The following is a 22,815-nucleotide window of genomic DNA, read 5'->3' as shown; positions in this document are numbered from 1 at the left end:
TCAGCCTCCGCTCGGCCTGCTCCCGGCCGTCTTGACTGCCCCCTCGCACGGAGTAGTGTCATCGCTCGTGACACACGAGGGCCCCCCGTCCGCCGCGGACGGATCATCGGCCGACGCGACCGAGCTGCGCACCGCCAAGCACTTCTTCATCGGCGAGCCGCTCCCCAGCGACAAGCTCGAGGGACAGCTGCTGCAGAAGCGGCTCGCGCTCCCCATCTTCGCCAGCGACCCGCTCTCCTCCGTGGCCTACGCGCCGCAGGAGCTGCTGATGATCCTGCTGCTCGGCGGACTCTCCTTCCTCACCTTCGCCCCCTGGGTGGCCGCGTGCGTGGTCGTCCTCCTCGTCGTGGTGGTGCTGAGCTACCGCCAGCTGATCCGGGCGTACCCGTCCGGCGGCGGCGACTACGAGGTCGCCCGCACCAACCTGGGCGAGACGGCGGGCCTCACGGTCGCCGCCGCCCTCCTCGTGGACTACGTGCTCACCGTGGCCGTGTCGGTCGCCTCCGGAGTCGACAACATCATCTCCGCAGTACCCGAGCTGGCGCCGCTGCGGGTCGAGCTGGCCATCCTCTTCGTGGTGCTGCTGGCGGCCGTGAACCTCCGCGGCGTCTCGGAGTCGAGCCGCGCCTTCGCCGTCCCGACGTACCTCTTCGTCGCGAGCGTCTTCGTCATGGTCGTCGTCGGCCTGGTCCGCACCGCCTTCGGCGACACCCCGGTCGCGGAGTCGGCGGGCTTCACCGTGCAGGGCGAGCAGCTCACGCAGGCGGCCGTCGTCCTCCTGCTGCTGCGCTCCTTCGCGAGCGGCTGCGCGGCGCTCACGGGCGTCGAGGCCATCTCGAACGGTGTGCCCGCGTTCCGCGCCCCGAAGGTCAAGAACGCCCAGCGCACCCTCGTCGCGATGGGCACGATCGCGATCGTGCTCTTCGTCGGCCTGACCGCCCTCGCCCTGCTCTCGAACGTGCACTACGCCGAGAACGCCTGCCACCTGGTGGGCTTCGCCGACTGCGCCACGACCCCGCAGCGCTCCGTGATCGCGCAGGTCGCCGCCGCCACGTTCGGCAACAACACGATCCTGTTCTTCATCATCCAGGCCGCGACCGCCGCCGTCCTGCTCCTCGCGGCGAACACCGCGTTCAACGGCTTCCCGCTGCTGGGCTCCGTGCTGGCCCGCGACGGCTACGCGCCCAAGTCGCTGAACACCCGCGGCGACCGCCTCATCTACTCCAACGGAGTGATCATCCTGGCGCTCGTCGCCGCGATCATCCTGCTCGTCTACCAGGCCTCGCTCACGAGCCTCGTGCAGCTGTACATCATCGGCGTCTTCGTCTCGTTCACGCTCGGGCAGTCGGGCATGGTCAAGCACTGGGTCCGGATGATCCGCAACGGCGAGGGCTCGCGCACCGTCTACACGAGCCTGGCCATCAACCTGTTCGGCGCGACGCTGACGTTCGCGGTGCTCGTCGTCGTCACGATCACGAAGTTCACCCACGGCGCCTGGCTCGTCTACCTGGTGATGCCGATCCTCGGCGTCCTGATGGCCGGCGTCTACCGCTACTACCGCGACGTCGAGAAGGAGATCGAGGTCGACCCGACCACGACCTTCGGCGCCAACGGCGACCACGCGATCGTGCTGGTGGGCCGGATGAACAAGCCCACGCTGAAGGCGCTCGACTACGCCATCGCGGCGCGGCACGAGACGCTGGAGGCGGTGCACTCCTCCATCGACGACGCGCAGACCGCGCAGCTGAAGGCCGACTGGGCGCAGATGGACATCGAGGTGCCGCTGCGCTGCGTGGCCTCTCCCTATCGCGACATCTCGTACCCGCTGATCAAGTACATCAAGGCCCACCGCCTCGAGCACGGCTCCGAGATCACGACGGTCTACATGCCGCAGTACATCGTCGGGCACTGGTGGGAGGCGTTCCTCCACAACCACAAGTCGCGGCGGATCCGCCAGAAGCTCCTGCTGGTGCACGGAGTGACGGTGGCGCTGGTGCCGTGGCTGCTCGACTCGTCCGAGCTCATCTACGGGCGCCGCTCCCGGCCGATCCCCGGCCAGACGCGCCGCGGCGAGCCGGTGCGCCCGGTGACCCGCCGCCCGATCCCGCCCGCGTCCTCGCTCCCCCAGGGAGCCGCCGGCGAGGGCGCTCCGCGCATCCCGCAGCGCCCGGCCGCGCAGAACCGGCCGCGCTCGAAGCGGCGCTGAGGCGGCGGGAGCTGCCGGCAGCGGCCCGGAAACGGGTAGAGGGCCCGCGGCGTGTGCCGCGAGCCCCCGATTTCCCCTTAGTGCCTTCCCCCGAAGGCGGCCCGCCCCAACGGGCCGTGTCCGACGCTATCGGTGGGCTATGCACCGGCGCATCCTCCTCGCGACGGATGCCCGTGCTCCCTTGAGACGACAGGCTCGTCCTCCGTCGTCTCAGACGACGGCCCCGCGCACCCCTCGGCCGGTGAGCCACCAGACCGCCGCGACGGCGACCGCGGCCGCCGCGCCGCCGCCCACGAGCAGGATCGCCGCCCGCACCACGTGGGCCCGGTAGGCGGCGTCGAGCGGATCGATGCCCGCCCCCGCCAGCATGATCCCGGCAGGCACCACCGCGGCCGCGAGCACCACGGCCGCGGCCGCGATGCGCACCGGCTGCCGGCCGTCGGAGCGGAGCTTCCGGGGACGGCGGCCGACGTACCAGACCACCGCGCCGATCCCGAGCCCGAGCAGCCCGAGCACGCCGCTCGCGTACTGCGCCCATCGGAAGCCGGGGAAGGGCCCGAGCTCCTGCTGCAGCAGCGGGATCGCCGAGACGAAGAGGCCGCCCCGGTGGGTGAAGCCGTCCCACATCACGTGGCTGGCGGCTCCGATCGCGATACCGGCGGCCGCGAAGACGAGCACGCGGATCCATGCGGCGGCCCCGCGGGGCGGCGAGCGCCGGGGACGCAGGCGCGAGCGGACCAGCGCGGGCGCGAGGTCGCGCCAGGCCGGAGCGACGACCGCGCTCCACAGCGCGAGGCCGAGCATCCCGAGCAGCAGGTCGACGGTGACGACGCCGAGGAGGGAGTGGGTGGACTCGCGGGCGACGGCGATCGGAATGTACATGCCGATGTCCGGGACCATCGCGCCGATGGCGACGGCCGCGGCCGGGATCCGGCCGTTCGAGAACGCGAGCGCGACGACGGCGTGGCTCGGCGTGAAGGGCATGACACGCACGCTATCCCGGCAACGCGACCGGCGAGTGTCCGCGTCGCGAAGCGCGCGTCACCGATCGCGGTCCGGCTCCTGGGCTCCGCTCCGGCGCGTCGGCCTCCCGGGGCCGGCGGTCAGCCCGAGGAACGTGATCCCCAGGACGAGGAACACCGGCCAGACCGGATTCCCGAGGACCGCGAAGACCGCTCCCGCCGCGAGGAACAGCGGACCCGTGACCGCGTTCCAGCGCCGGGACGCCTCCTCCGACGACATCCGACCCGAACCCTCCCCGTGCTGTACGCGCGCCATCCCTCCACGCTAGATCGCCTCCGCGGGGCCCGCCTCCCCCGCTCGGTGGAGCCGCGCGCTCGGGGAGCTCCGAGCGCGGCGACCGTAGAATCGTCCGGAAGTCCGGCCCTCCGGGCCCAGCGGCGACGGATCGGAGCGGGTGTGCGGAAGGCGTTCGCGATCCTCCGCCTGGCCCTCGCCGGGCTGGGCGCGGTCGGACTCGTCGGCGACTTCTTCTACACCCTGGGCTTCCGCGCGTTCCAGATCGACAACTTCTTCGCCTACTTCACGACGCAGTCGAACATGGCCGGGGTCGTGGTGCTGGGCCTGTCCGGCCTGGTCGCCCTCGCGCGCGAGCGGGAGCCGCGCTGGCTCAGCACCGTGCGGGCGCTCGTGCTCACCTACATGGTCGTGTCGGGGATCGTCTTCGGGCTGATCGCGGTCGAGGCCAACAACCGCGGCGTGCGGGTCGACGTGCCCTGGTCGAGCGCGCTCCTGCACTTCGTGATCCCCACGCTCGCTGTTCTCGACTGGATCCTCGGACCCGGCCGCCGCCCGGTCGCCTGGCGCGGGGCGCTGACCGTGCTCGGCTTCCCGATCGTCTGGGGCGTCATCACCCTGGTCCGCGGGGCCCTCATCGGCTGGTACCCGTACTTCTTCCTCGACCCCGGCCAGGTCGACGGACCCGTGATGTTCGTGCTCTACGACGTGATCGTGCTGAGCCTGATCTCCGGCATCGCGGCGTTCGTCCTCGCGCTCAGCCGGGTGCGGCCGCTCGGGGCGGCGCACGCGTCGGAGTGGCGGGGGCCGCTGGCGCGGCTCCGCGAGCTCGTCAGCCGGGGACGACGGCGAACGGCTCGAGCGCCGTCTGCGCGAGGGTGACCAGCTCGTCGTCGCTGAGGTCCTGCAGCGAGAGGGCCTGATCCGCTCCGACCAGCCCGACGAGCACCGCCTCGCCGGTCGACGGCTGGAGGTTGAGCCACTCGGTGATGCCCGCCTCGGAGCCGACGAGCGACCAGCGCGCGGGGGCGTCGGCCTCCCAGAACGCCTCGTCGAAGCGCAGCCACAGCGTCTCGACGACACCGGAGCCGAGGGCCGCGACGGCCGCGCGCTGCGCGAACGGGAGCGGCGGGTCGAAGGCGATCGCGTCCGTCTGGAGCACCCCGATCGGCACGGTGACCAGCACCCGGTCGGCTGTGAACGACTCGCCGGTGCCCAGGCGGATGCTGACGCCGGTCTCCGTGTAGCCGATGCCGCTCACCACGGCGCGCAGCGAGACCTCGACGTCAGCGAGCAAGGTGTCGACCAGGGGCGCGAGCCCGTCGGTCAGCAGCGCGTCGCCGGAGTCGTCGCTCAGCTCCTCCGCGGTCGTGGCGGCGGAGGCGTCTCCCAGTCCGTACCAGGAGGAGAGCTCCTCGGGAGCGGCGCCGGTGCGCAGCGCGGTCGTCCCGGCGAGGTGCGCCGCCACGCGGGCGGCGTCGCCGTCGCCGGAGCCCGGCTCGGCCTCGGCGGGATCGGGCGCTCCGGAGCCGGCGAACGACTCGGCGAGCGCCAGATCCTCCGGCTGCTCCGCTCCCCACTCGAGAGCACGGGTCAGGGCGTCGGCACCCGTGGTGCCGGTGTCGAGAGCCGCGCCGTCGGCGTCGCTCGAGCGGACGTCGGCGAGGTCGATCGCGGTCGTGACCACGCCCGCGTCCGCGATGCTCTCGCGCAGGGCGGCTCCCGCGCCGGTGAGGGCCCAGGCTCCGGTCTCGACGGCGATCGGCCAGCCGTCCGGAGTCGCGGTGGCGATGCGGCCGCCGGTGCGCTCGCGCGCCTCGACCACGGTGACGTCGAAGCCCGCGTCGGACAGGCGCCGCGCGGCGACCGCTCCGGCGAGACCGGCCCCGACGATCGCGATCCGCTCGCCCTCGTCGGCGACGGCGCTGATCTCGGCGGCCGCGCGGACCCCGGAGCTCCAGGCGCCCTGGAGCGTGCCGGGCGCCTCCGTGTCGGTGGCCTCGCCCGCGAGGAAGACGCGGTCGAGGACCGCGGTGCCCAGGTCGGTGCGGTGCTGCGGCGTCGCGCCGACGGGCAGGTAGGAGACGGAGCCGAGCGCGTACGGATCCTCGGCCCAGGCGGAGCGCACGAAGGCGGCCGGCGCGGGGACGGCGGTGGTGCTCGGCGTGGGCACGGGGGCCTTCGTGACCGAGCGGGTCGGCGCCGGACGCGACGGCGTGCAGCCCGCGAGGGCCAGGAGCCCGACTCCCGTGGCGGCTCCCGAGAGGAAGAGGCGGCGTCCGATCGTCATCCCGGACATCCTACGTTCTCGGCGTTCGGCCGGGGCGGCGCGGGCGGCGTGGTGCTGACGCCACCCTGGCACGCGGTCCGCTTCGAGGTGCGGGGTGACGGCGGAACGGCGAGCGGATAGCGTCGGGGCAGCGCGGACCGGGCCGCGACGACGGGGGACGCGGCATGGACACGACACGGACGCGGACCGCGACGACGACGACCGGGGCCCCTCCCCGCAGTCACCTCCATGCGGTGCTGCTCGGCGCACTGGGGATGATCGTGGCCCCGCTGCTCATCGTCCTCGCGACCACGGCCTGGTCCTCCCCCGGACCGGAGGAGTACGTCCGCATGGCGCTCGGCTCGGTGGTCGCGGCGTGCGTCTCGGTGGTCGGCGCCTGGTGGCTCGCCTTCGAGCGGCGCAGCGCCGGGGCACCCGGTCGCACCTGGTTCTGGGGAATCGCCTGCCTCGTCACGGTCAATGCGGTCTCGACCGTCGGAGCCGCCGCCGACCGCCTCACCGGCCTGATCACGGGCTGAGCGGGTGGACGTCCAGGCGCGGTCACCGCGCTCGCCTCACTCCTCGGCGACCGCCCCGATGGCCCCGAGTCCCGCCTCGAGCGAGCGGCAGCAGCATCGGCGCCGGTGATCGCCCCGACGAGACGACCGAGCGGCTCCGGCTGTTCCGTCCCGCCGAGAGCGATCTGGACGAGCTGTGGCGGCTGTACTCCGACGAGCGGATCGCGGCGGGCGACCCCCTCCTCCGACACGGCTCCGTCGAGCAGACCCGGGCGGTGCTCGCCCGCCGGACGGCGCAGTGGGAACGGGACGACCTCAGCAGCTGGGTCGTCCGGCTGCGGAGTCCCGAGGGCGGCGCGGACGGTGCGATCGGGATCGGCGGATGCACCCTCCTCGCCGACACGGCCTGGAACGTCGCGTTCACCGTCCATCCGGACCACTGGGGCAGGGGGTACGCCCAGGAGGTCGCCTCCGCAGGCATCGCGCGGGCGCGGCGGCTCCGGCCGGAGCTCCCCGTGACCGCGGTCGTCGCTGAACACAACGAGCGATCGCACCGCACGGTCGCTCGACTCGGTCTCGACCGGAGGTGGGAGGGCCCCGACGCGCACAGCCCTGACCCCGCGGCCCGCATCGCGCTCTACTCCGACCGCCTCCTCTCCGAGGACGAGATCGGCCGCCTCACGAGCTGAAGGCGCCGCGTGGCGCTGATCGCCGCAGGCAGCAGCGGAGCCGAGACGCCTGCGCGAGACCGGGACGTCACGTTCCGGTGCGCCTCCTGGCCATCCTTCTTCCCGGCGGCGGCCGGCGCTGCGCGCGAGTGGGTGGCGGCGCAGAACTCGCGCCGACCCCTCTGGCGATCGCGCTCAGCGGCCGGCCGCGAGTCGAGGCAGGAAGGGCGCGGAGGTACTCGCCGGACGGAGCATTCGAAGCCCGTCACCGAGAGGGGCGTTAACGTCGTCGGATGGCGAGCATCACGTACCCCGCACCCCTCCGCGCCGGAGGCCGGGTGGAGGTGCCCGCGCCCTCGATGGGAGTCCCCGAGCACCTGCACGACCGGCTGCAGGACGCCGCGCGCCGACTCGGCTCGGCGGGCTACGACGTCCGGATCCGGCCGCACGCCCTCCTCGGCGGACTCGCTCCGGCGTCCGCCGCGGATCGGGCGGCCGACCTGCACGACGCCTTCCGGAGCGGGGACGCGGTCCTTCCTCCGTGGGGCGGCGAGCTCGCCGTCGAGCTGCTGGAGAGGCTCGACTGGCACGCCCTCGCGGAGGCCCGGCCCTGGTTCGTCGGCTGGTCGGACGTCTCGACGCTGCTCCTGCCCCTGACGACGACGACCGGGCTCGCGACGATCCACGGCGCCAACCTGATGGACGAGCCGTGGGAGCTGCCGGTCAGGTTCCACCGCTGGACGGAGGTCGCCGGCCTCGAGCCCGGAGCCGCGTTCACGCAGCACGCCGCGCCGCGACGCCGGAGCCGTCCGTGGGGTGCGTGGGCGGACGAGCCGCTCGACCGCGATCGGGCCTACGAGGAGCCGACCCGCTGGCGCTCGCTCGACGGGTCAGCGGACGCGGCGATGTCCGGCCGCTTGATCGGCGGATGCCTCGAGACGGTGTCCCTGCTCGCGGGCACGCCCTACGGCGACGTTCCGGGCTTCGCTCGCCGGCACGCGCCGGAGGGCACCGTCGTCTACCTGGAGGCGGCCGGGTCCGACTCCGTCTCGGTGCTCCGGATGCTCACCTCCCTCCGGCTCGCGGGGTGGTTCGAGCAGGCGACCGGCGTCCTGATCGGCCGGACCGAGGGCGCGTCCCTGCCCGAGCTGAGCCAGGAGGACGCGGTGCGGCGCGCTCTCGGCGACCTCGGTGTGCCGGTGATCCTCGACGTCGACACCGGGCACCAGCCGCCGCAGATGCCCCTGGTCAACGGCGCGCTCGCCGAGATCGCGCTGAGCGGGCCGACGGCCTCGATCACGCAGCGGCTCGTGCCCTGACGGCGCGTGCGGAGAGATCCCGTCGAGCAGTGCCACCTCGCGGCACGGCCGCCGCCGCTCCCGGCCCTCCTCCGCCCGTCGAGCGCAAGGCCGAGCGGCGGGAAGGCGCCGAGTGGTAGACCTGGGGGCATGAGCAACGACATCCGCGCACTCGCCGAGGGCGAGAGCTACCTCGCCTTCTTCCAGGGCGGGCCGTTCGACGGCCAGACCGAGAACCGCGTCAGCACCGAGGGGGGCTACGAGAAGGAGGTCGACGTCTACGCCGCCGTCGACGGCCAGGAGACGCACCTCGTGTACAACGCCGTCTCCGCGAAGGAGGTCGGCGAGGCGGTCCACGTGACCTACTCGATCGACACTCCCGACTCCGACCCGATCGAGGACCCGGAGGACCGTGGCGGCGGATTCCAGTAGTCCGCACCACCCTTCGGATGCCGCTCCGGCGTCGCGCTCAGCGCGGCCGGGGCGGCATCGGCATGTGAGGACGCGCCACTCCGGAGACCACGCCTCCCGCCGCTCCTAGGATGATGGTTCCTCACTGTCTCGGCCGATTCAGGTCCGCGTTCCTCGGGAGCCGCCGTGTCCGATCCGCTGATCCGCCCGATGCCCCTCCGCGGCGACTCCGCCCGGCACTGGCTGCGGGCCCGCCACGCCGAGGCCGGGCCCGACCCCGCCTTCGCCGTCACCGGTCAGGAGGCCGCCGCCGAGGGCGTGCTCCTCCGGCGGATCTGGCACACGGCCGGCTCGATCGACTTCCGCCCGAGCGCCCGCGCCGACCCGGGGTCGGTGGTGCTCCTGCTCCCGCTCGAGGGCGCGTTCACCGTCGCCAGTCGGGAGGAGCGCGAGTTCGTCGGCCGCGGCACTCTCGCGGTGCTGCCCGCCCGATCGGGAGCGACGATCAGCACGAGCGCTCCCAGCTCCCGGCTCGTCCTGGTCGTGCGGCCCTCGGGCGACGCGGATCCGCCCGCCGGCCTCACCGTGGTCTCCTCCCCCGCGGCACCGGTGCTGGTCGCCGCCGCGAACGCGGTGCTCGACGCCGGGCTGCCCATGAGCCCCGGGCTGCACACCGCGCTGCGGGGCCTCGCCGCGGCCGTCGTCGCGGAGTGACGGGAGCTGTCAACCCTCCCCGCCCCGGCCATCCGCTCGCAGGGACGTCCTCGAACATCGAGTGACGCCGATCGTCGGCGCCGGAAGGAGCACTCGCCATGGCCGAGATCACCGCCCACCACGGACTCTTCAAGGACACGGACCTGCACGTCGACGACACCGGCGGATCGGGCCGCCCCGTGGTCCTCCTCCACGGCTGGCCCCTCTCGGGCGAGTCGTGGAAGGAGCAGGTCCCCGCGTTCGCCGAGGCCGGCTACCGCGTCGTCACCTACGACCGCCGCGGCTTCGGCCGCAGCGACAAGCCGCTCACCGGCTACAGCTACGACACGCTCACCGAGGACCTGCACACCCTCCTCACCGAGCTCGACCTGCAGGACGTCACCCTGGTCGGCTTCTCGATGGGCGGCGGCGAGGTCGCCCGCTACTTCACGAAGTACGGCGCCGATCGCCTGCACAGCGTCGTCTTCGCCTCGGCCGTCCCGCCGTACCTGATGAAGACGGACGACAACCCGGACGGCCCGCTCGAGAAGGCGCAGGCCGCGCAGATGACCGCGGGCCTCACGAAGAGCGAGGACGACTTCTACGACCAGTTCACCACCGACTTCTTCTCGGTCGACGGCGTGCTGAAGGTGACGGAGGAACAGCGCCAGGAGGCGATCGCTCTGGCGAAGCAGTCGGCCAAGCACGCGGCCCTCGCCTGCATGACGGCGTTCGCGACCACCGACTTCCGCGAGGACCTGCCCAACGTGTCGGTGCCCGCGCTCGTCATCCACGGCGACGGCGACGGCACGGTTCCGTTCGAGGGCTCCGGCGCCCGCACCCACGCGGCGATCCCCGGCTCCGAGCTGCACGTCGTCCACGGCGCCCCGCACGGAGTGACCGTGAGCCACCCGGAGGAGTGGAACCGCGTCGTCCTGGAGTTCCTCGCGAAGTAGCGGCGGCACTCCCGCACGCTTGTCGAGCAGTCCCCCAGGCGCGTATCGAGATCCGCTGCACACAAGCGGATCTCGATACGCGCGCTGCGCGCGCTGCTCGATCAGCGTGAGCGGCCTCTGCCGGTCGAGCAGCCCAGGAGGGGCGTCGGGGCACGGCGAGGTCCGGCGAACGGCCTGCCCAGGTCCGGCGGTAGGAGCGCGTCAGCCGAGGATCGTGTCCACGAGCCGGGTCGTCCGATTGATGAACGCGTCTCGATGCTCTCCGCCGGGGCTCCAGAACGCATCGCCGTGCAGCGTGCGGAAGGAGTTCGTCTCGTAGAGCGCCCGAGCGGCCGATCGCCCCGCCTCGGGGTCGGCGGTCGGGAGCACCTGCGCCACCCGGTCCGCGAAGCGGCGGGACTCCTGGGCGCCCCGCTCGAGCAGCGCGCGGTCGCTCGACGAGGCGACCATCACCGCACGGAGGAAGGCCCGGTGCCTGTCGAAGACCGCGGTGACGGCGTCCACGACAGCACGAGCGGATCCGTCGACGGCTCGCAGCCGCTCGTCCTCCGACCGCGCCACGCCCGTCATGCCGTGCTCGTAGACGGCGTGGAACAGGCCGCTCCGTCCGTCGACGCGCGCGTAGAGCGAGGGAGGCGAGATCTGTGCGCGCCGGCACACTGCAGCGACGGTGAGGGCGTCCGCGCCGTCCTCCTCGAGGAGTGCGAGGCCCGCGTCGAGGACTCGGGCCCAGCTCGCGCGGCTGCGGTCCTGCAGCGGCGGCCGGACCGCACTCGGAGTCCCGGTCATGCCCGCGACAGGATGCCGCCGCTCATCTCCTCCAGTTGCGCCATGATCTCGCGCGGATTGCGCTCGCCGACCTGCTTCTGCAGGAACGGCGTGTGGTCCAGCAGGAAGTCGCGGATCGGCCGCAGCGGCGCCGGCGCGTGATGGAAGAGCCTGCCGAGCATGTACGCCGACTGCACCTGCTCCCTCGTGTGCGGGATCCGCTTGCGGTCGTACTCGCTGAGAGCACCGCCGACCGCCGCGCTGTCGGACAGGTCGACGCCGGCGAGCAGCTGCCCGAGGAAGTACCCGTCGCAGATGGACATGCCCGCGCCGTACGCCGCGTAGGGGGAGCTCGCGTGGGCGGCGTCGCCGGCGAGGGTGATGCGTCCCTTCGACCACTGCGCCAGCGGCTCGATGTCGCGGATCGGCCACCGCTGGAGGTTCTCGCCGGGCGTGGCGGCGACGAGCTGCGTCAGCGGACCGGAGAACCCTGCCGCGAGGGCGGCGGCGTGAGCGCGCAGATCGGCGGGCGCCGCCTGGTCGTCGCCCCAGGCCTCCAGGACCCACCACTGGTATCCCGAGCGACCACGGCTGCGGATCGAGGTGTACGTCCCCTGCACCGTCCGGTTGTGGCTCAGCACCACTTCGTTCGGCTCGGCCTCCACGGAGTCCGCGAAGGTGAACCCTCCGATGATGTGCAGGTCGTGGGGGCGCTTCGGAGTCGCTCCCCACAGCCCGCGCCGGACCATCGAGTCGATGCCGTCCGCGCCGATGAGAAGGGGCGTCTCGACGCGGACTCCGTCCGAGAAGGTGATGGTCACCCCGTCCCCGTGGTCGTCGATCCTGTCGACCTGACGGTCGAACTCGATGGTGTCCGCCGGCATCGCGGCGAGCATCCGCTCGTAGAGGTCGGGGCGGAGCATCCCGATGAATCCGCCTCCGTACTGGTCCACGACGTGCGCGGGCAGATCGACGTCGGCGCGCACCCGGCCCTTCGCGTTGCGGAAGGTCGTGTGGCACGGTGCGCCGAGGTCCACGGTGTCCACGCCCATGTCCTGGAGCGCCTTGATGGGCGGCGGCCAGAGATTGAGGATGTTGCCCGCCGGACGGGCGCGCCGGTAGCGCTCGTAGACGACCACCTCGTGGCCCGCCTTCCTCAGCCCGAGCGCCGCGGCCATGCCAGCGGGGCCCGCGCCGAGGACGGCGATCGGATTCGTGCTCGTGCTGCTCGTCATGCTCTCCTCCTCGAGTGCTGAGGAAACTGTACGGGCATGACAGTTCGCAGCCGATCGCTGTTCGTGATGCCGCGCATCAGCCTCGGCGAGGGCGCTCCGACTGCCCGATCAGGACGCCGGCCCCTGCCGGTCGAGAGCCGAACGCGCGGCTCATCGGGACCCCGCGCCGAGCACCCGCGTCAGCCCTTCTCCGCGCCCTCGGTCGTGTTCATGATCCGCCGCTGGAAGACGAAGAACAGCACGGCCACCGGGATCGACATCAGCACCGCGGCCGCGAGCTGCAGCGGGTAGTGGTTGCCGGCGCCCAGCTGCTGCCCGCTCTGGAGGCGGCGCTGCGCTGGCTCCGCGACGACGGCGACTCCGACGGCGACGGGTTCCTCGAGTACGTCGACACCACGGGGCACGGCCTCGCCAACCAGGGCTGGAAGGACTCGGGCGACTCGATCCAGTGGCGCGACGGCACGCTCGCGGAGGGTCCGATCGCGCTCTGCGAGGTGCAGGCCTACGCCCACGAGGCCATGGTCGGCGGAGCGGCGCTGCTCGAGCACCTCGGCCGTGACGGCTCGGAGTGGCGCGAGGCGGCGTCGACGCTGAAGGCGCGCTTCGCGGAGGCGTTCTGGATCGACGACGCCGACGGCGGCTACCCGGCGATCGCGCTCGACGCGGCCGGGCGCCCGGTCGACACGATCACCAGCAACCTCGGCCACCTCCTCGGCACCGGCATCCTCTCCCCCGAGCACGCCGCCCGGGTCGCCGAGCTGCTGGTCTCCCCCGGGCTCGACTCGGGCTTCGGCCTGCGCACCCTGGACACCGGCTCGGGCGGCTACTGGCCGCTGTCGTACCACGGCGGCTCCGTCTGGGCCCACGACACCGCGATCGCCGTCACCGGGCTCGCCCGGGAGGGCTTCGGGGCGGAGGCGACGACCCTCTCGCGCGGACTGATCGCCGCGGCCGAGGGCTTCGGCTACCGGATGCCCGAGCTGCACTCGGGCGACCCCGCCGCCGAGGTGCACGCGCCGGTGCCCTACCCGGCGGCCTGCCGACCGCAGGCCTGGTCGGCGGCCGCCTCCGTCGCCGTGCTGTCGGCGGCGCTGGGGCTCGCCCCCGGAGGCGACACCCTGGTCGTCGCGCCGCTCTCGCCCGCGCTCGCCGGGCCGATCCGCGTGGACGGGATCCGCTACCGCGGCTCCGTGGTGCCGGTGGACTGGGACGGCAGGATCTGAGGCGCCGCGCCGCTCAGGGCGGACCGGCTCAGATCAGGCCGGCTCAGGGCAGGCGCGCTCAGGGCAGGCGCGCCACGACCGCGCGCGCGATGCGCCGGCCCGAGCGGTTCGCCCCGATGGTCGAGGCCGTCGGGCCGTAGCCGGCGAAGAAGACCCGCGGATCCGTCAGTGAGGCTCCGTCGGCGACCGCGATGCCGCCCTCGCGCTCGCGCAGCCCGAGCGGAGCGAGGTGGCGCAGCTCCGGCCGGAAGCCCGTCGCCCAGATGATCGCGTCGGCGCGCGTGAAGGAGCCGTCCGGCCAGCGCACGCCCTCCTCCTCGATCGACGAGAACATCCCCCGCTCGTGCAGGAGCCCGCGCTCGATCCCGGCGACCACCCGGCGGGTGCGCTGCACGCCCGTGCCGCCGACGATGCTCGGGAGGGGCAGCCCGGCGCGGGCGGCGCGGTCCTGCTCGGCCACCGCCTCCACCGCCGACTCCATCGCCAGCTGCTCGCCGTCGTGGTAGACCACCGGTCGCCGCGTCGCCCACGTCAGCGAGCGCGCCACCCGCTCGAGCTCCAGCAGGAAGCCGATCGCCGAGGTGCCGCCGCCGACCACGAGCACCTGCTTCCCGGCGAAGTCCTCGGCGCGGACGTACTCGGTCGGGTCGATCTGCACGCCGCGGAAGCGGTCGCGCCCGGGGTAGTGCGGGACGAAGGGCGATCCCCAGGTGCCGGTCGCGTTGACGAGCAGACTCGCGCGCTCGACCGCGCGGTCGGACTCGACGACGAGCGGCGACCCCGTGTCGTGCGGCGTCGCACTCGTGACGCGCCGCACCGACTCCGGACGGCGGATCTCGAGACCGAGCTCCTCCTCGTAGCGCCCGTAGTACTCGCGGACCACGTCCCGTGCCGGTCGCCGGTGATCGGCCGTGCGGAACGAGAGCCCCATCCGCTCCATGCCCGGGAGATCGTGCACGCGGTGCGCGGAGCCGAGCCGCAGGGCCTCCCAGCGGAACTGCCAGGCCCCGCCGGGCTCCGGACCGCGGTCGAGGACGATCAGGTCGCGCCCGGGGACGAGGCCGAGACGGCGCAGGTAGTAGGCCACGGACAGACCCGCCTGGCCCGCGCCGATCACCACGACGGGACGCGGTGGGGCGACGCTGTCCACGGTGCTCCTGACGCGGTCGAGGATGGGCGGCCGTCCGGCAGATCGAGGCCCGGGGTGGCGTGTCCCCCGTCTGCTAAACTACCGCGTAGATTTCAACTTTCCCTGTCTGCTCTTTTCCCCAGCCGGCTCACTGCCCGTCTGGCCTGTCATCGTGAGGGGGTCACCCATGGGGCGCGGCCGTCAGAAGGCGAAGAACACCAAGATCGCCCGTGAGCTGAAGTCGTTCAGCCCGGCGGTCGATTACAGCGCGCTCGAGCGCGAGCTCAGCCACCCGGACGAGCCGGACTACTCGAAGTGGATCGACGCCGAGGACGACGGCGACGACACGGACCTCGTCGAGGAGCCGCACCAGAAGCGTGCGTGACTCCTCCCGTGAATCGGGGCCGCTCCCTCGGGGCGGCCCCGTTTCGCGTGCGGACGGGGATCCGGCGGGTGAGGGACCCGACCTGGAGCGCGGGTCGCTCGGCTGAGCACGTTCTCCCGCTTTCCGCCACTGAGTGCAGAATGTCGGTGCCCCCTGGGACACTGACCGGATGAGCACTTCCCCGCCCGCACGGCTGCCCGTGTGGCAGTCGGAGCGTCGCGGGAACGACCTCGACGAGGCGCGCGACTTCTACGCCGGCTCGTACAACGGCTCCGGCTTCCGGGCCGAGCGCTCGGTCGTGCCGTTCGCGTTCCGCTACACGACGACCGGGCCCGGGCCCGTCAGCCTCCACTCCGCCTCCTTCCTCGGCCGGGTGCGCGGCACGGTGGCCCCGAGCGACGTCTACGTCGCCCTCTGGCTGACCGCGGGGCGCGCCTCCCTCGACCTGGGGCGCGACGAGCACCGCCTCGTCGTCGGGCGCCCGGCCATGTTCCCGAGCGGCCGGCCCTTCGGCTTCGAGGCCCTCGAGTACCGCGACGCGCTCGTGCACTTCGAGGCCGCCCACCTCGAGGCGATCGCCGCCGAGCTGCACGGCACCGAGCCCGGCCCGCTGCGGTTCGCCCCCGTGGCGCGCGACACGACCGCCTGGTGGGCGGCGATCCGCCTCCTGCGCGACACCCTCGCCTCCGCGCACACGCCCACCGCGCTGCAGCGCGACGGCGTCGCCCGCATCGCCGCGCTCGCCGCCCTGCAGACCTTCGCCCACCGCATCGCCCCGCTGCCGGCCGTGCCGCCCTCGGTCAGCGCGCGGCGCCTCCGCAGGGCCGTGGAGTTCGTGCAGGCCAATGCCGACCTGCCCCTCGGAGTGGCCGACATCGCCGACGCGGCCGGGCTCACGGTCCGCGGCGTGCAGCTGGCGTTCCAGCGCGCCTTCGGCGAGACCCCGCGGCACTACCTGCGCGACGTCCGCCTCGAGCGCGCGCACGAGGAGCTCTCGGCCGGATCGATCGGCTCGCTGGTGGTCGGCGACGTCGCCGCACGCTGGGGGTTCATCAGCGGCGGCCGCTTCGCCCAGCACTACGCGACGCGGTTCGGCGAGCTCCCGAGCGAGACCCTCCGGCGCTAGCCCCGCCGATCCCCGACGACGGTTCCGCCGAGGGGCGTTCGGGCGTACTGTCCGAGGACCGCCCGCTGCCCCGCGGGCCGCGTCGATGGAGCCGCGAATGTTCGAACCCGGAGGATCCGCGCGGCCTGTCGCGCGGGTCGGCTACGTCACCGCCGCCCTGCTGGTCGGCGCGATCCTGGTGGGCGGCGCGGTCGGCGCCGCCGTCGCCCTGGTCCTCTACCTGCCCGGCGTCCTCGCCGCCGACGGACCGCCCGGGCTGGTGAGCTTCGGCCTGCTCATGGGAGCGGCCTCCGGCGCGGGCATCGGAGTCGTCGGAGGCGCGGGAGCGGTCGCCGGCATGGTCGCGGTGCGCGTCGCGAGCCGCCGCGACGGCCCGTTCGTGCTCGGCACCAGCGCGGGCGCCGGTCTCGGCGTGCTGGTCGCCTCCGCGAACCTGCTCGTCAGCCGCGACGCCCCGACCTGGGCGACCGCCCTGCTCGCCACCGCGGCCGCCTGCGCCCTCTGCGCGGCGGGCTCGTGGCTGCTGACCCGGCACGAGCACTCCTGGGAGCGCGCGCACGCCGCACCGCGCTGATCCGCGGCGCCTCCGGGGATCAGCCCGCGTAGGACCCGACCAGGCGGACCGCTCCGCCGTCGACGCCCTTCGCGCCCTGCTCGAAGCCCTCGAATGCGCGCGCGGCGGTCGAGACGCGGCCCGCGACCCACGACGGGACGCCCGAGCGCTCGAGGCGCGCGATCACGCCGTCGGCCGCCTCCGCCGCGACGACGGCGAACATGCCGATGCCGAGGTTCCAGGTGCCCTCGGTGCTCTCGAGCGTCGCGCCGGACATCCCGGCGAGCGCGCGGAACACGTCGGACGGGCTCCAGCTCGCCCGCTCGACCTCGACCCAGGAGCCGCGCGGCAGCACCCGGGCGAGGTTCGCCGCGATCCCGCCGCCGGTGACGTGGCTGATGGAGTGGACGGCCGGGCCGAGCTCGGCGTCGTCGAGCAGGTCGAGGAGGGGCCGGGTGTAGAGGCGGGTCGGCTCCAGCAGCACCTCGCCGACCACGCCGCCCAGCTCCTCGGAGCGGTCGGTGAAGCCGATGCCGCGCTCGGCGAGGATGTGGCGCACGAGCGAGTAGCCGTTCGAGTGCAGTCCGGAGGAGGCCATCGCCACCACGACGTCGCCGTCGCGCACGCGGTCGGCGCCGCGCACCTGGTCGGCCTCGATCGCGCCGACCGCCGCGCCCGCCACGTCGTAGTCGTCGGGTCCGAGCAGGCCCGGGTGCTCGGCCGTCTCGCCGCCGACGAGCGCGGTGCCCGTCTCGGAACAGGCGCGCGCGATGCCGGCGACGATGTCGGCGATGCGGGCCGGGACGACCTTGCCGCACGCGATGTAGTCGGTCATGAAGAAGGGGCGGGCGCCGACCACGACGATGTCGTCGACGACCATGCCGACGAGGTCCTGCCCGATGGTGTCGTGCTTGTCGATCGCCTGGGCGAGCGCGACCTTGGTGCCGACGCCGTCGGTCGAGGTCGCGAGGAGGGGGGCTCGGAAGTCGCGGAGGAAGGAGACGTCGTACAGACCCGCGAAGCCGCCGACCCCGCCGAGGACCCGGCTGTCGTGCGTCGCCGACACCGCCGACTTCATCAGCTCGACGGCGAGGTCCCCCGCCGCCGTGTCGACTCCTGCGCGGGCGTAGCTGCTCGTCTCATCACTCACGCGACGACCCTACCGACTGCCCTCTCCCGCCGCGGCGCGGATCCGGATCCGCCGCACCGGCGGCTCCCGCTCCGCGCCCGCGGTCACGCGTCCCAGGCCACGTAGTGCAGCTCGGCGCGGTCGCGGCTGCGGTGGAGGTCGAGGTAGGACCGGGCGATGACCTCGGCCGCCGCGTCCGGGTGGCCGCCGTCGATGAGCGCGGTGATCGCCACGTGGGCGGCGTAGACGCCCCGGGGCTCGAGCGCGGAATGGAGGTTGAGGACCCAGTTCCGCAGGCCCGCGGCGGCGATGTTGATGTTCGCCAGCGCCGCGTGCGGGGAGACGGAGCCGCCGCCGGTGGTGACGAGGATCGTCCCGCTGCCGGCGGCGATCATGTCCGGAACCACCTCGCCGACGGCGCGGAGCGCGCCGCCGAGGTAGAAGTCGATCTGCGGCTGCAGGTTCTCGGGCGTGACGTCCAGGACGCCGACCGGGGTGAGCGCGGAGTCGGCGGGGGAGAACTCGAGGACGTCGATCGGACCGAGGTCGGCACGGATCGCCCGCAGCGCGGCGGTCAGGGTCTCGGGCTGAGCGATGTCGGCGGCGAACCCCGTCGCCTCGATGCCCTCCTCGGCGAGGCGGGCGGCCAGGCCGTCCAGCTTCTCCTGGTTCCGCGAGACGAGGGCGACGGTGAAGCCGGCCCGGCCGAAGACGCGGGCGATCTCGAGGCCGAGGCCGGGGCCCGCGCCGACGACGGTGAGAAGGGGCATGGGAGGTCCTGTCGTCGTGCGCCCCGGGGCGCGATGAGCGGGGCTGCTAAGTTGAGGTCAGCCTCAACACTCATCGGACCATAACTTGAGTGGCACCTCAAGATCATCGGGAGGATCGCATGGACGAGCAGAAGGTCCTGCGCCGGGACGCGCAGCGGAACGTCGAGAAGCTGCACGCCGCCGCCCTCGAGGTCTTCGGCTCCCGCGGCCTGGCCGCCCCCCTCGAGGACATCGCCCGTCACGCCGGCGTGAGCATCGGCACCCTCTACAACCGCGTCGGCTCCCGTGAGGAGCTCATCGACGCCGTCGTCCCGGCCGTCGCCGGCGAGAAGCTGAAGGGCCTGACCGAGCGCGCTCTCGCCGAGCGGTCCTCCCGCGGACGCCTGGAGCGCTTCGTCTCCGGGATGATCGACCTCCAGCTGGAGGACCCCGCCCTCAACGACGCGATGCTGCTCCGCTTCCCCGACGCGGTCGCCCTCATCGAGGCCTGCGACCGCTCGATCGAGCTCGGCCGGGATCTCGTCGAGGCCGCCCACCGCGACGGATCCCTCTCCCCCGACTTCACCCACGACGACCTGATGGCCCTGCTCTGGATGGCGGGCACGACCAGCCGCGAGTCCGCGGCTCCGCAGGGCTGGCGCCGCGTCCTGGACCGCAGCCTCGCCGGCGCCTGGACGGCTCCGAGCAGCTGAGCGGCCGCGCGGCTCCCCGACCGACCGCCCGGCCGATCCGCCGGTCGGCCCCGCCCTGAGCACCCCCGCGACCACGGATCCGCCCACGGCGAACCATTAGGGGATGAGTCCCCCGCGTGCCAGGATGGACCGTCAAACCCCCCTGCTATCCCCTTGGGAGCCCCTCCGGCATGTGCGGAATCGTTGGGATCGTGTCCTCCGGACCGGTCAACCAGTCCATCTACGACAGCCTCTCCCTCCTGCAGCACCGCGGCCAGGACTCGACCGGCATCGCGACCGCCGACGGCAGCACCCTGCACATCAAGAAGGCCGCGGGACAGGTCCGCGAGGCGTTCCGCACCCGCGACATGCGCTCGCTGCTCGGATCCATGGGCCTCGGCCACGTGCGCTACGCGACGAAGGGCAACGCCGAGCGCGAGGAGGAGGCCCAGCCGTTCTACGTGAACGCGCCGTACGGCATCATCCTCGTCCACAACGGCAACCTCACGAACACGCGCGAGCTCACCGAGGAGCTCTTCCGCATCGACCGCCGCCACCTCAACACCACCTCCGACACGGAGCTGCTGGTCAACGTGCTGGCGAACGAGCTGCAGGCCTCGATGTCGGGCCGCGACCTCGACGCCGACGAGGTGTTCGACGCCGTCGCCCGCGTGCACGAACGCGTCGAGGGCTCCTACGCCACGATCGCGCTGATCGCCGGCGTCGGGCTGCTGGCGTTCCGCGACCCCTTCGGCATCCGCCCGCTCATCGTCGGCCGCCGCAGCAACACGGGCGCGCCGGACGACTGGGTCGTCGCCTCCGAGTCGCTCGTGCTCGAGGCGCAGGGCTTCGAGATCGTCCGCGACGTCGCTCCCGGCGAGGCGGTCTTCATCACCCCCGACGGCCGGATGGCCAGCCGCCAGTGCGCGAAGGATCCGCGACTCATCCCGTGCTCGTTCGAGTACGTCTACCTCGCCCGCCCCGACTCCGTGATGTCCGGAATCTCGGTCTACGAGGCGCGCCTGCGCCTGGGCGACCGGCTCGCCGACACCATCGCGCAGTACACCCCGGGCGGAGCGATCGACGTCGTCATGCCGATCCCCGACTCCTCCCGCCCCGCCGCGATGCAGGTCGCGCAGAAGCTCGGGATCGAGTACCGCGAGGGCTTCTACAAGAACCGCTACGTCGGCCGGACGTTCATCATGCCCGGGCAGGCGGTCCGCAAGAAGTCGGTGCGTCAGAAGCTCAACGCGATGTCGAGCGAGTTCAAGGGCAAGAACGTCCTGATCGTCGACGACTCGATCGTCCGCGGCACCACCTCCAAGGAGATCGTCGACATGGCCCGCGCGGCCGGCGCGAACACGGTCACCTTCGCGTCCGCCGCGCCTCCCGTGCGCTACCCGCACGTGTACGGGATCAACATGCCCTCGCGCCAGGAGCTCGTGGCCCACAACCGCCGCATCCCCGAGATCTCGGAGGCGATCGGCGCCGACCAGCTGATCTACCAGGAGGTCGCCGACATGAAGGCGGCGATCCTCGAGGGCTCGGACGTCACCGACCTCGAGACCAGCTGCTTCACCGGCGAGTACGTCACGGGCACCGTCACCCCGGAGTACCTCGACTGGGTGGAGCGCACGCAGCTGAGCTGAGCTCTGCACAGCGCCGGGCGCGGCGCAACGGGTGCCGCGGATCCGTGCGCCGCTCCATGATCGGAGGGTGCGCGGCCCCGCGCGCATGCACCCGAGGAGTCCCCCGTGATCTACCGAATCCTGCCGTTCCTGCTCACCTTCGTGGCCAAGAAGATCTCGAAGTCGCAGAAGGCCAAGCGCGCCGCCGCCAAGCGCCCGACGTCCACCCCGAGCAGCAGCCGCCGCTCCTCGTCGCGCCGGGGACGCTGACGCCGCGGTCCCGTCCGCGAGCGCGAGCCGCGGGCGGGACCCTCAGCGCAGGGCGGAGTGCCGCGGCCGCAATGCGGCCCGCCTCCGCCTGCTAGACCCGGTCGGACCCCGTCCGCGGGTCGTCCTCGTCGGACGTCGTCCGCACGTCGGGCAGGGCCTCCTCGGCCACGGGCTCCTCGGCCGCGTCCTCGCGCTCGACGATCCGCTCGGCGGTGGTCCGGACGACCTTCCGGCCGACGACCCGGTCGAGCAGCACCACGACGAGCCCCGCGAGAGCGCCGAACAGCGTCACGAAGAGCAGCAGGCTGAAGCCGAAGACCTGCCCGCGGGAGAAGCCCTGAGTCTCGGGCAGCGCGAAGGTCAGCACGAAGGCCGCGATCGCTCCGAGCCCGACGCCGAGGGTCAGGATGCGCCAGACGCGCGGGGAGCGGCGGACGTCGACCTCTTCGCGGGTGACCTCGGGGCGGGCGGGATCGCTCATGCCTCCATTCTCCCCCGCGCGGGCGAGGGCGAGGCACCGTGATCGCTCAGAGCGCGTGCACGAGCCGGCCCGCCTGGGCGCGCAGCTCGCGGACGACGGTGCGGACCGAGAGCCGCTCCGCCCGGTCGGGCCGCATCAGCGCGACGATGTGCCGCACGGAGTTCACTCCACGGAGCGGCTTCACCACCACTCCCGCGCCGCCCGCCGTGTAGCGCGGGAGCACCGCGATCCCCAGGCCCGCCGCGACGAACGCCTCGGTCACGCGGGTCGACGCGAAGCGCTGCTCCACCCGCACCGCCTCGCCGGACGCGGTCTCGATGTCCTGCATCACGCGCTCGAACGGGAACCCGTCCGGGACGCCGATCCAGGTCTCGCCGACCAGATCCGCCGCCGAGACCGTCGCCCGGTCCGCGAGGCGGTGCCCGGCCGGCAGGCCGATGTCGAGAGGCTCGATCATCAGCTCCGCCATCGCGAGGCCGCGGCCGGCCCAGGCGCTTCTGCCGGTGGGCGAGTGGGCGAGCACGATGTCGAAGTCGGCGGTCAGGTCGGCGAACTCGTCGGTGCCGGGGTCCGCGTCCTCGCACTGCACGACGAGTCCCTCGACGCTCCGGAGCGCGACCAGCGCGTTCGGGAGGAGCATCTGGCCCGCAGTGGGGAAGGTCGCGATGGTGACCTCGCCGATCGGGTTGTTCTTGAACGTCTGCCAGACGGCGTCGGCCCGCTCGAGCGCGATCGCGATCTCGGTGGCGCTCCGGGCGAGCTCGCGTCCCGCCGCCGTGAGCACCACGCCGCGGCCGGAGCGCTCGATCAGCGGCACGCCGGCCTCGCGCTCGAGCACCTTGAGTTGCTGCGAGACCGCGGAGGGCGTGCGGTGCGTCGCCTCCGCCACGGCCGTGATCGAGCGGCGCATCGAGAGCTCGCGGAGCAGTTCCAGTCGCCGCACGTCCATGTAGAGAAACTACACGTCAGGGCAAGAACAGTTCGATTGTCCTACGGAACACAGGGCCGGACACTGGACGTTGTACACAGCATCTCGGCGGATCGATCAGAAGCCGCCGCAACGAAAGGCAGAACACTCATGAGCATCGCAATCCTCGTCGTCCTCAGTGGCCTCGCCGCATGGGGAACGGTGTCGACGGTGCTCGTCGCCAGCCGCGACGGCTACCGTCAG

Annotated in this window: 25 protein-coding genes and 1 pseudogene; 15 read left to right on the top strand and 11 right to left on the bottom strand. The window is 73.1% G+C overall.

Annotation, left to right across the window (positions count from 1 at the left end; translation table 11 throughout):
• Nucleotides 1-67: 67 nt before the first annotated feature.
• Nucleotides 68-2,206 (top strand): APC family permease, encoded by a 2,139-nt coding sequence (locus C5C44_RS11585; protein WP_374952928.1) that lies wholly within the window; start codon nt 68-70, stop codon nt 2,204-2,206.
• 210 nt (nt 2,207-2,416) lie between these two features.
• On the opposite strand, the gene C5C44_RS11580 is transcribed toward C5C44_RS11585, so the two are convergent.
• Together C5C44_RS11580 and C5C44_RS11575 are read right to left on the bottom strand one after the other, a co-directional pair.
• Entirely contained in the window at nt 2,417-3,190 is a 774-nt protein-coding gene (locus tag C5C44_RS11580; RefSeq protein WP_104335895.1) for a DUF4184 family protein, read from the bottom strand.
• A 57-nt stretch (nt 3,191-3,247) separates the two neighbouring features.
• Entirely contained in the window at nt 3,248-3,448 is a 201-nt protein-coding gene (locus tag C5C44_RS11575; protein WP_104233846.1) for a hypothetical protein, read from the bottom strand.
• A 177-nt stretch (nt 3,449-3,625) separates the two neighbouring features.
• On the opposite strand from C5C44_RS11575, the gene C5C44_RS11570 reads away from it, so the two are divergent.
• Nucleotides 3,626-4,345 (top strand): Pr6Pr family membrane protein, encoded by a 720-nt coding sequence (locus C5C44_RS11570; RefSeq protein WP_104335894.1) that lies wholly within the window; start codon nt 3,626-3,628, stop codon nt 4,343-4,345.
• Here the strand turns inward: C5C44_RS11570 and C5C44_RS11565 are convergent.
• Complete coding sequence (locus tag C5C44_RS11565; protein ID WP_181132824.1) at nt 4,296-5,753, bottom strand: NAD(P)/FAD-dependent oxidoreductase; 1,458 nt, start codon at nt 5,751-5,753, stop codon at nt 4,296-4,298. The two genes, C5C44_RS11570 and C5C44_RS11565, sit on opposite strands and share 50 nt — an antisense overlap.
• Before the next feature lie 164 nt (nt 5,754-5,917).
• Between C5C44_RS11565 and C5C44_RS17365 the strand changes: the two genes are divergently transcribed.
• The 6 genes from C5C44_RS17365 (at nt 5,918) to C5C44_RS11540 (ending at nt 10,276) form a co-directional block, all read left to right on the top strand.
• Nucleotides 5,918-6,271 carry a hypothetical protein gene (locus C5C44_RS17365; protein WP_146078830.1) on the top strand — a complete coding sequence of 118 codons (354 nt, stop codon included), beginning with the start codon at nt 5,918-5,920 and terminating at the stop codon, nt 6,269-6,271.
• Nucleotides 6,178-6,939 (top strand): GNAT family N-acetyltransferase, encoded by a 762-nt coding sequence (locus C5C44_RS11560; RefSeq protein WP_258066729.1) that lies wholly within the window; start codon nt 6,178-6,180, stop codon nt 6,937-6,939. The genes C5C44_RS17365 and C5C44_RS11560 overlap by 94 nt, the downstream gene beginning before the upstream one ends.
• Nucleotides 6,940-7,211: 272 nt before the next feature.
• Entirely contained in the window at nt 7,212-8,237 is a 1,026-nt protein-coding gene (locus tag C5C44_RS11555; RefSeq protein WP_104335891.1) for an LD-carboxypeptidase, read from the top strand.
• Between the two features lie 129 nt (nt 8,238-8,366).
• Nucleotides 8,367-8,648 (top strand): oligoribonuclease, encoded by a 282-nt coding sequence (locus tag C5C44_RS11550; RefSeq protein ID WP_104223758.1) that lies wholly within the window; start codon nt 8,367-8,369, stop codon nt 8,646-8,648.
• Nucleotides 8,649-8,813: 165 nt separating this feature from the next.
• Nucleotides 8,814-9,341: a hypothetical protein gene (locus C5C44_RS11545; protein ID WP_104335890.1), complete on the top strand. Its 528-nt coding sequence runs from the start codon at nt 8,814-8,816 to the stop codon at nt 9,339-9,341.
• A gap of 98 nt (nt 9,342-9,439) precedes the next feature.
• The gene (locus C5C44_RS11540; RefSeq protein ID WP_104335889.1) at nt 9,440-10,276 is read left to right on the top strand and encodes an alpha/beta fold hydrolase; all 837 of its coding nucleotides are present in this window, start codon (nt 9,440-9,442) and stop codon (nt 10,274-10,276) included.
• Between the two features lie 201 nt (nt 10,277-10,477).
• Here C5C44_RS11540 and C5C44_RS11535 read toward each other — a convergent pair whose 3' ends face one another.
• From C5C44_RS11535 to C5C44_RS17360, 3 genes and pseudogenes are all read right to left on the bottom strand, one after another.
• Nucleotides 10,478-11,065, bottom strand: coding sequence for a TetR/AcrR family transcriptional regulator (locus tag C5C44_RS11535; protein WP_104335888.1), 588 nt, complete (start codon nt 11,063-11,065; stop codon nt 10,478-10,480).
• A complete protein-coding gene (locus C5C44_RS11530) occupies nt 11,062-12,279 on the bottom strand; it encodes an NAD(P)/FAD-dependent oxidoreductase (protein WP_104335887.1) in 1,218 nt (405 codons plus the stop codon). The genes C5C44_RS11535 and C5C44_RS11530 overlap by 4 nt, the downstream gene beginning before the upstream one ends.
• Nucleotides 12,280-12,458: 179 nt before the next feature.
• Nucleotides 12,459-12,605: pseudogene (locus C5C44_RS17360) on the bottom strand (carbohydrate ABC transporter permease); the annotation flags it as partial.
• Here C5C44_RS17360 and C5C44_RS11520 point away from each other — a divergent pair.
• Nucleotides 12,570-13,502, top strand: a complete 933-nt coding sequence (locus tag C5C44_RS11520) for an amylo-alpha-1,6-glucosidase (protein ID WP_374953973.1) — start codon at nt 12,570-12,572, stop codon at nt 13,500-13,502. The pseudogene C5C44_RS17360 and the gene C5C44_RS11520 sit on opposite strands and share 36 nt — an antisense overlap.
• A 58-nt stretch (nt 13,503-13,560) precedes the next feature.
• Here C5C44_RS11520 and C5C44_RS11515 read toward each other — a convergent pair whose 3' ends face one another.
• Nucleotides 13,561-14,652 (bottom strand): FAD-dependent oxidoreductase, encoded by a 1,092-nt coding sequence (locus C5C44_RS11515; RefSeq protein WP_104226818.1) that lies wholly within the window; start codon nt 14,650-14,652, stop codon nt 13,561-13,563.
• A 166-nt stretch (nt 14,653-14,818) separates the two neighbouring features.
• On the opposite strand from C5C44_RS11515, the gene C5C44_RS11510 reads away from it, so the two are divergent.
• The 3 genes from C5C44_RS11510 (at nt 14,819) to C5C44_RS11500 (ending at nt 16,716) form a co-directional block, all read left to right on the top strand.
• Nucleotides 14,819-15,016 carry a DUF3073 domain-containing protein gene (locus C5C44_RS11510; protein WP_097167615.1) on the top strand — a complete coding sequence of 66 codons (198 nt, stop codon included), beginning with the start codon at nt 14,819-14,821 and terminating at the stop codon, nt 15,014-15,016.
• A gap of 169 nt (nt 15,017-15,185) precedes the next feature.
• Entirely contained in the window at nt 15,186-16,142 is a 957-nt protein-coding gene (locus C5C44_RS11505) for a helix-turn-helix transcriptional regulator (RefSeq protein ID WP_104337536.1), read from the top strand.
• 97 nt (nt 16,143-16,239) lie between these two features.
• Nucleotides 16,240-16,716, top strand: coding sequence for a hypothetical protein (locus C5C44_RS11500; protein ID WP_104226816.1), 477 nt, complete (start codon nt 16,240-16,242; stop codon nt 16,714-16,716).
• 19 nt (nt 16,717-16,735) lie between these two features.
• On the opposite strand, the gene purM is transcribed toward C5C44_RS11500, so the two are convergent.
• Together purM and C5C44_RS11490 are read right to left on the bottom strand one after the other, a co-directional pair.
• Entirely contained in the window at nt 16,736-17,845 is a 1,110-nt protein-coding gene (gene purM, locus C5C44_RS11495; RefSeq protein WP_104260846.1) for a phosphoribosylformylglycinamidine cyclo-ligase, read from the bottom strand.
• Nucleotides 17,846-17,928: 83 nt separating this feature from the next.
• Nucleotides 17,929-18,594: an SDR family NAD(P)-dependent oxidoreductase gene (locus tag C5C44_RS11490; RefSeq protein ID WP_104260845.1), complete on the bottom strand. Its 666-nt coding sequence runs from the start codon at nt 18,592-18,594 to the stop codon at nt 17,929-17,931.
• 119 nt (nt 18,595-18,713) lie between these two features.
• Here C5C44_RS11490 and C5C44_RS11485 point away from each other — a divergent pair, with 119 nt between their 5' ends.
• The 3 genes from C5C44_RS11485 (at nt 18,714) to C5C44_RS17055 (ending at nt 21,163) form a co-directional block, all read left to right on the top strand.
• Nucleotides 18,714-19,286 (top strand): TetR/AcrR family transcriptional regulator, encoded by a 573-nt coding sequence (locus C5C44_RS11485; RefSeq protein WP_104335886.1) that lies wholly within the window; start codon nt 18,714-18,716, stop codon nt 19,284-19,286.
• 170 nt (nt 19,287-19,456) lie between these two features.
• A complete protein-coding gene (gene purF / locus C5C44_RS11480) occupies nt 19,457-20,914 on the top strand; it encodes an amidophosphoribosyltransferase (protein WP_104223766.1) in 1,458 nt (485 codons plus the stop codon).
• A 105-nt stretch (nt 20,915-21,019) separates the two neighbouring features.
• Complete coding sequence (locus C5C44_RS17055) at nt 21,020-21,163, top strand: hypothetical protein (RefSeq protein ID WP_159940146.1); 144 nt, start codon at nt 21,020-21,022, stop codon at nt 21,161-21,163.
• Nucleotides 21,164-21,254: 91 nt separating this feature from the next.
• On the opposite strand, the gene C5C44_RS11475 is transcribed toward C5C44_RS17055, so the two are convergent.
• Both C5C44_RS11475 and C5C44_RS11470 read right to left on the bottom strand, forming a co-directional pair.
• Nucleotides 21,255-21,644 carry a hypothetical protein gene (locus C5C44_RS11475; RefSeq protein WP_104233832.1) on the bottom strand — a complete coding sequence of 130 codons (390 nt, stop codon included), beginning with the start codon at nt 21,642-21,644 and terminating at the stop codon, nt 21,255-21,257.
• A 46-nt stretch (nt 21,645-21,690) separates the two neighbouring features.
• Entirely contained in the window at nt 21,691-22,593 is a 903-nt protein-coding gene (locus tag C5C44_RS11470) for a LysR family transcriptional regulator (RefSeq protein ID WP_104223768.1), read from the bottom strand.
• Between the last annotated feature and the right edge of the window lie 222 nt (nt 22,594-22,815).

Source organism: Rathayibacter sp. AY1F6, from assembly GCF_002932035.1.
In the GTDB taxonomy this organism is placed as follows: domain Bacteria; phylum Actinomycetota; class Actinomycetes; order Actinomycetales; family Microbacteriaceae; genus Rathayibacter.
Note: the sequence above shows the minus strand (reverse complement) of the source record. Positions and strands in the feature narration are given on the sequence as shown.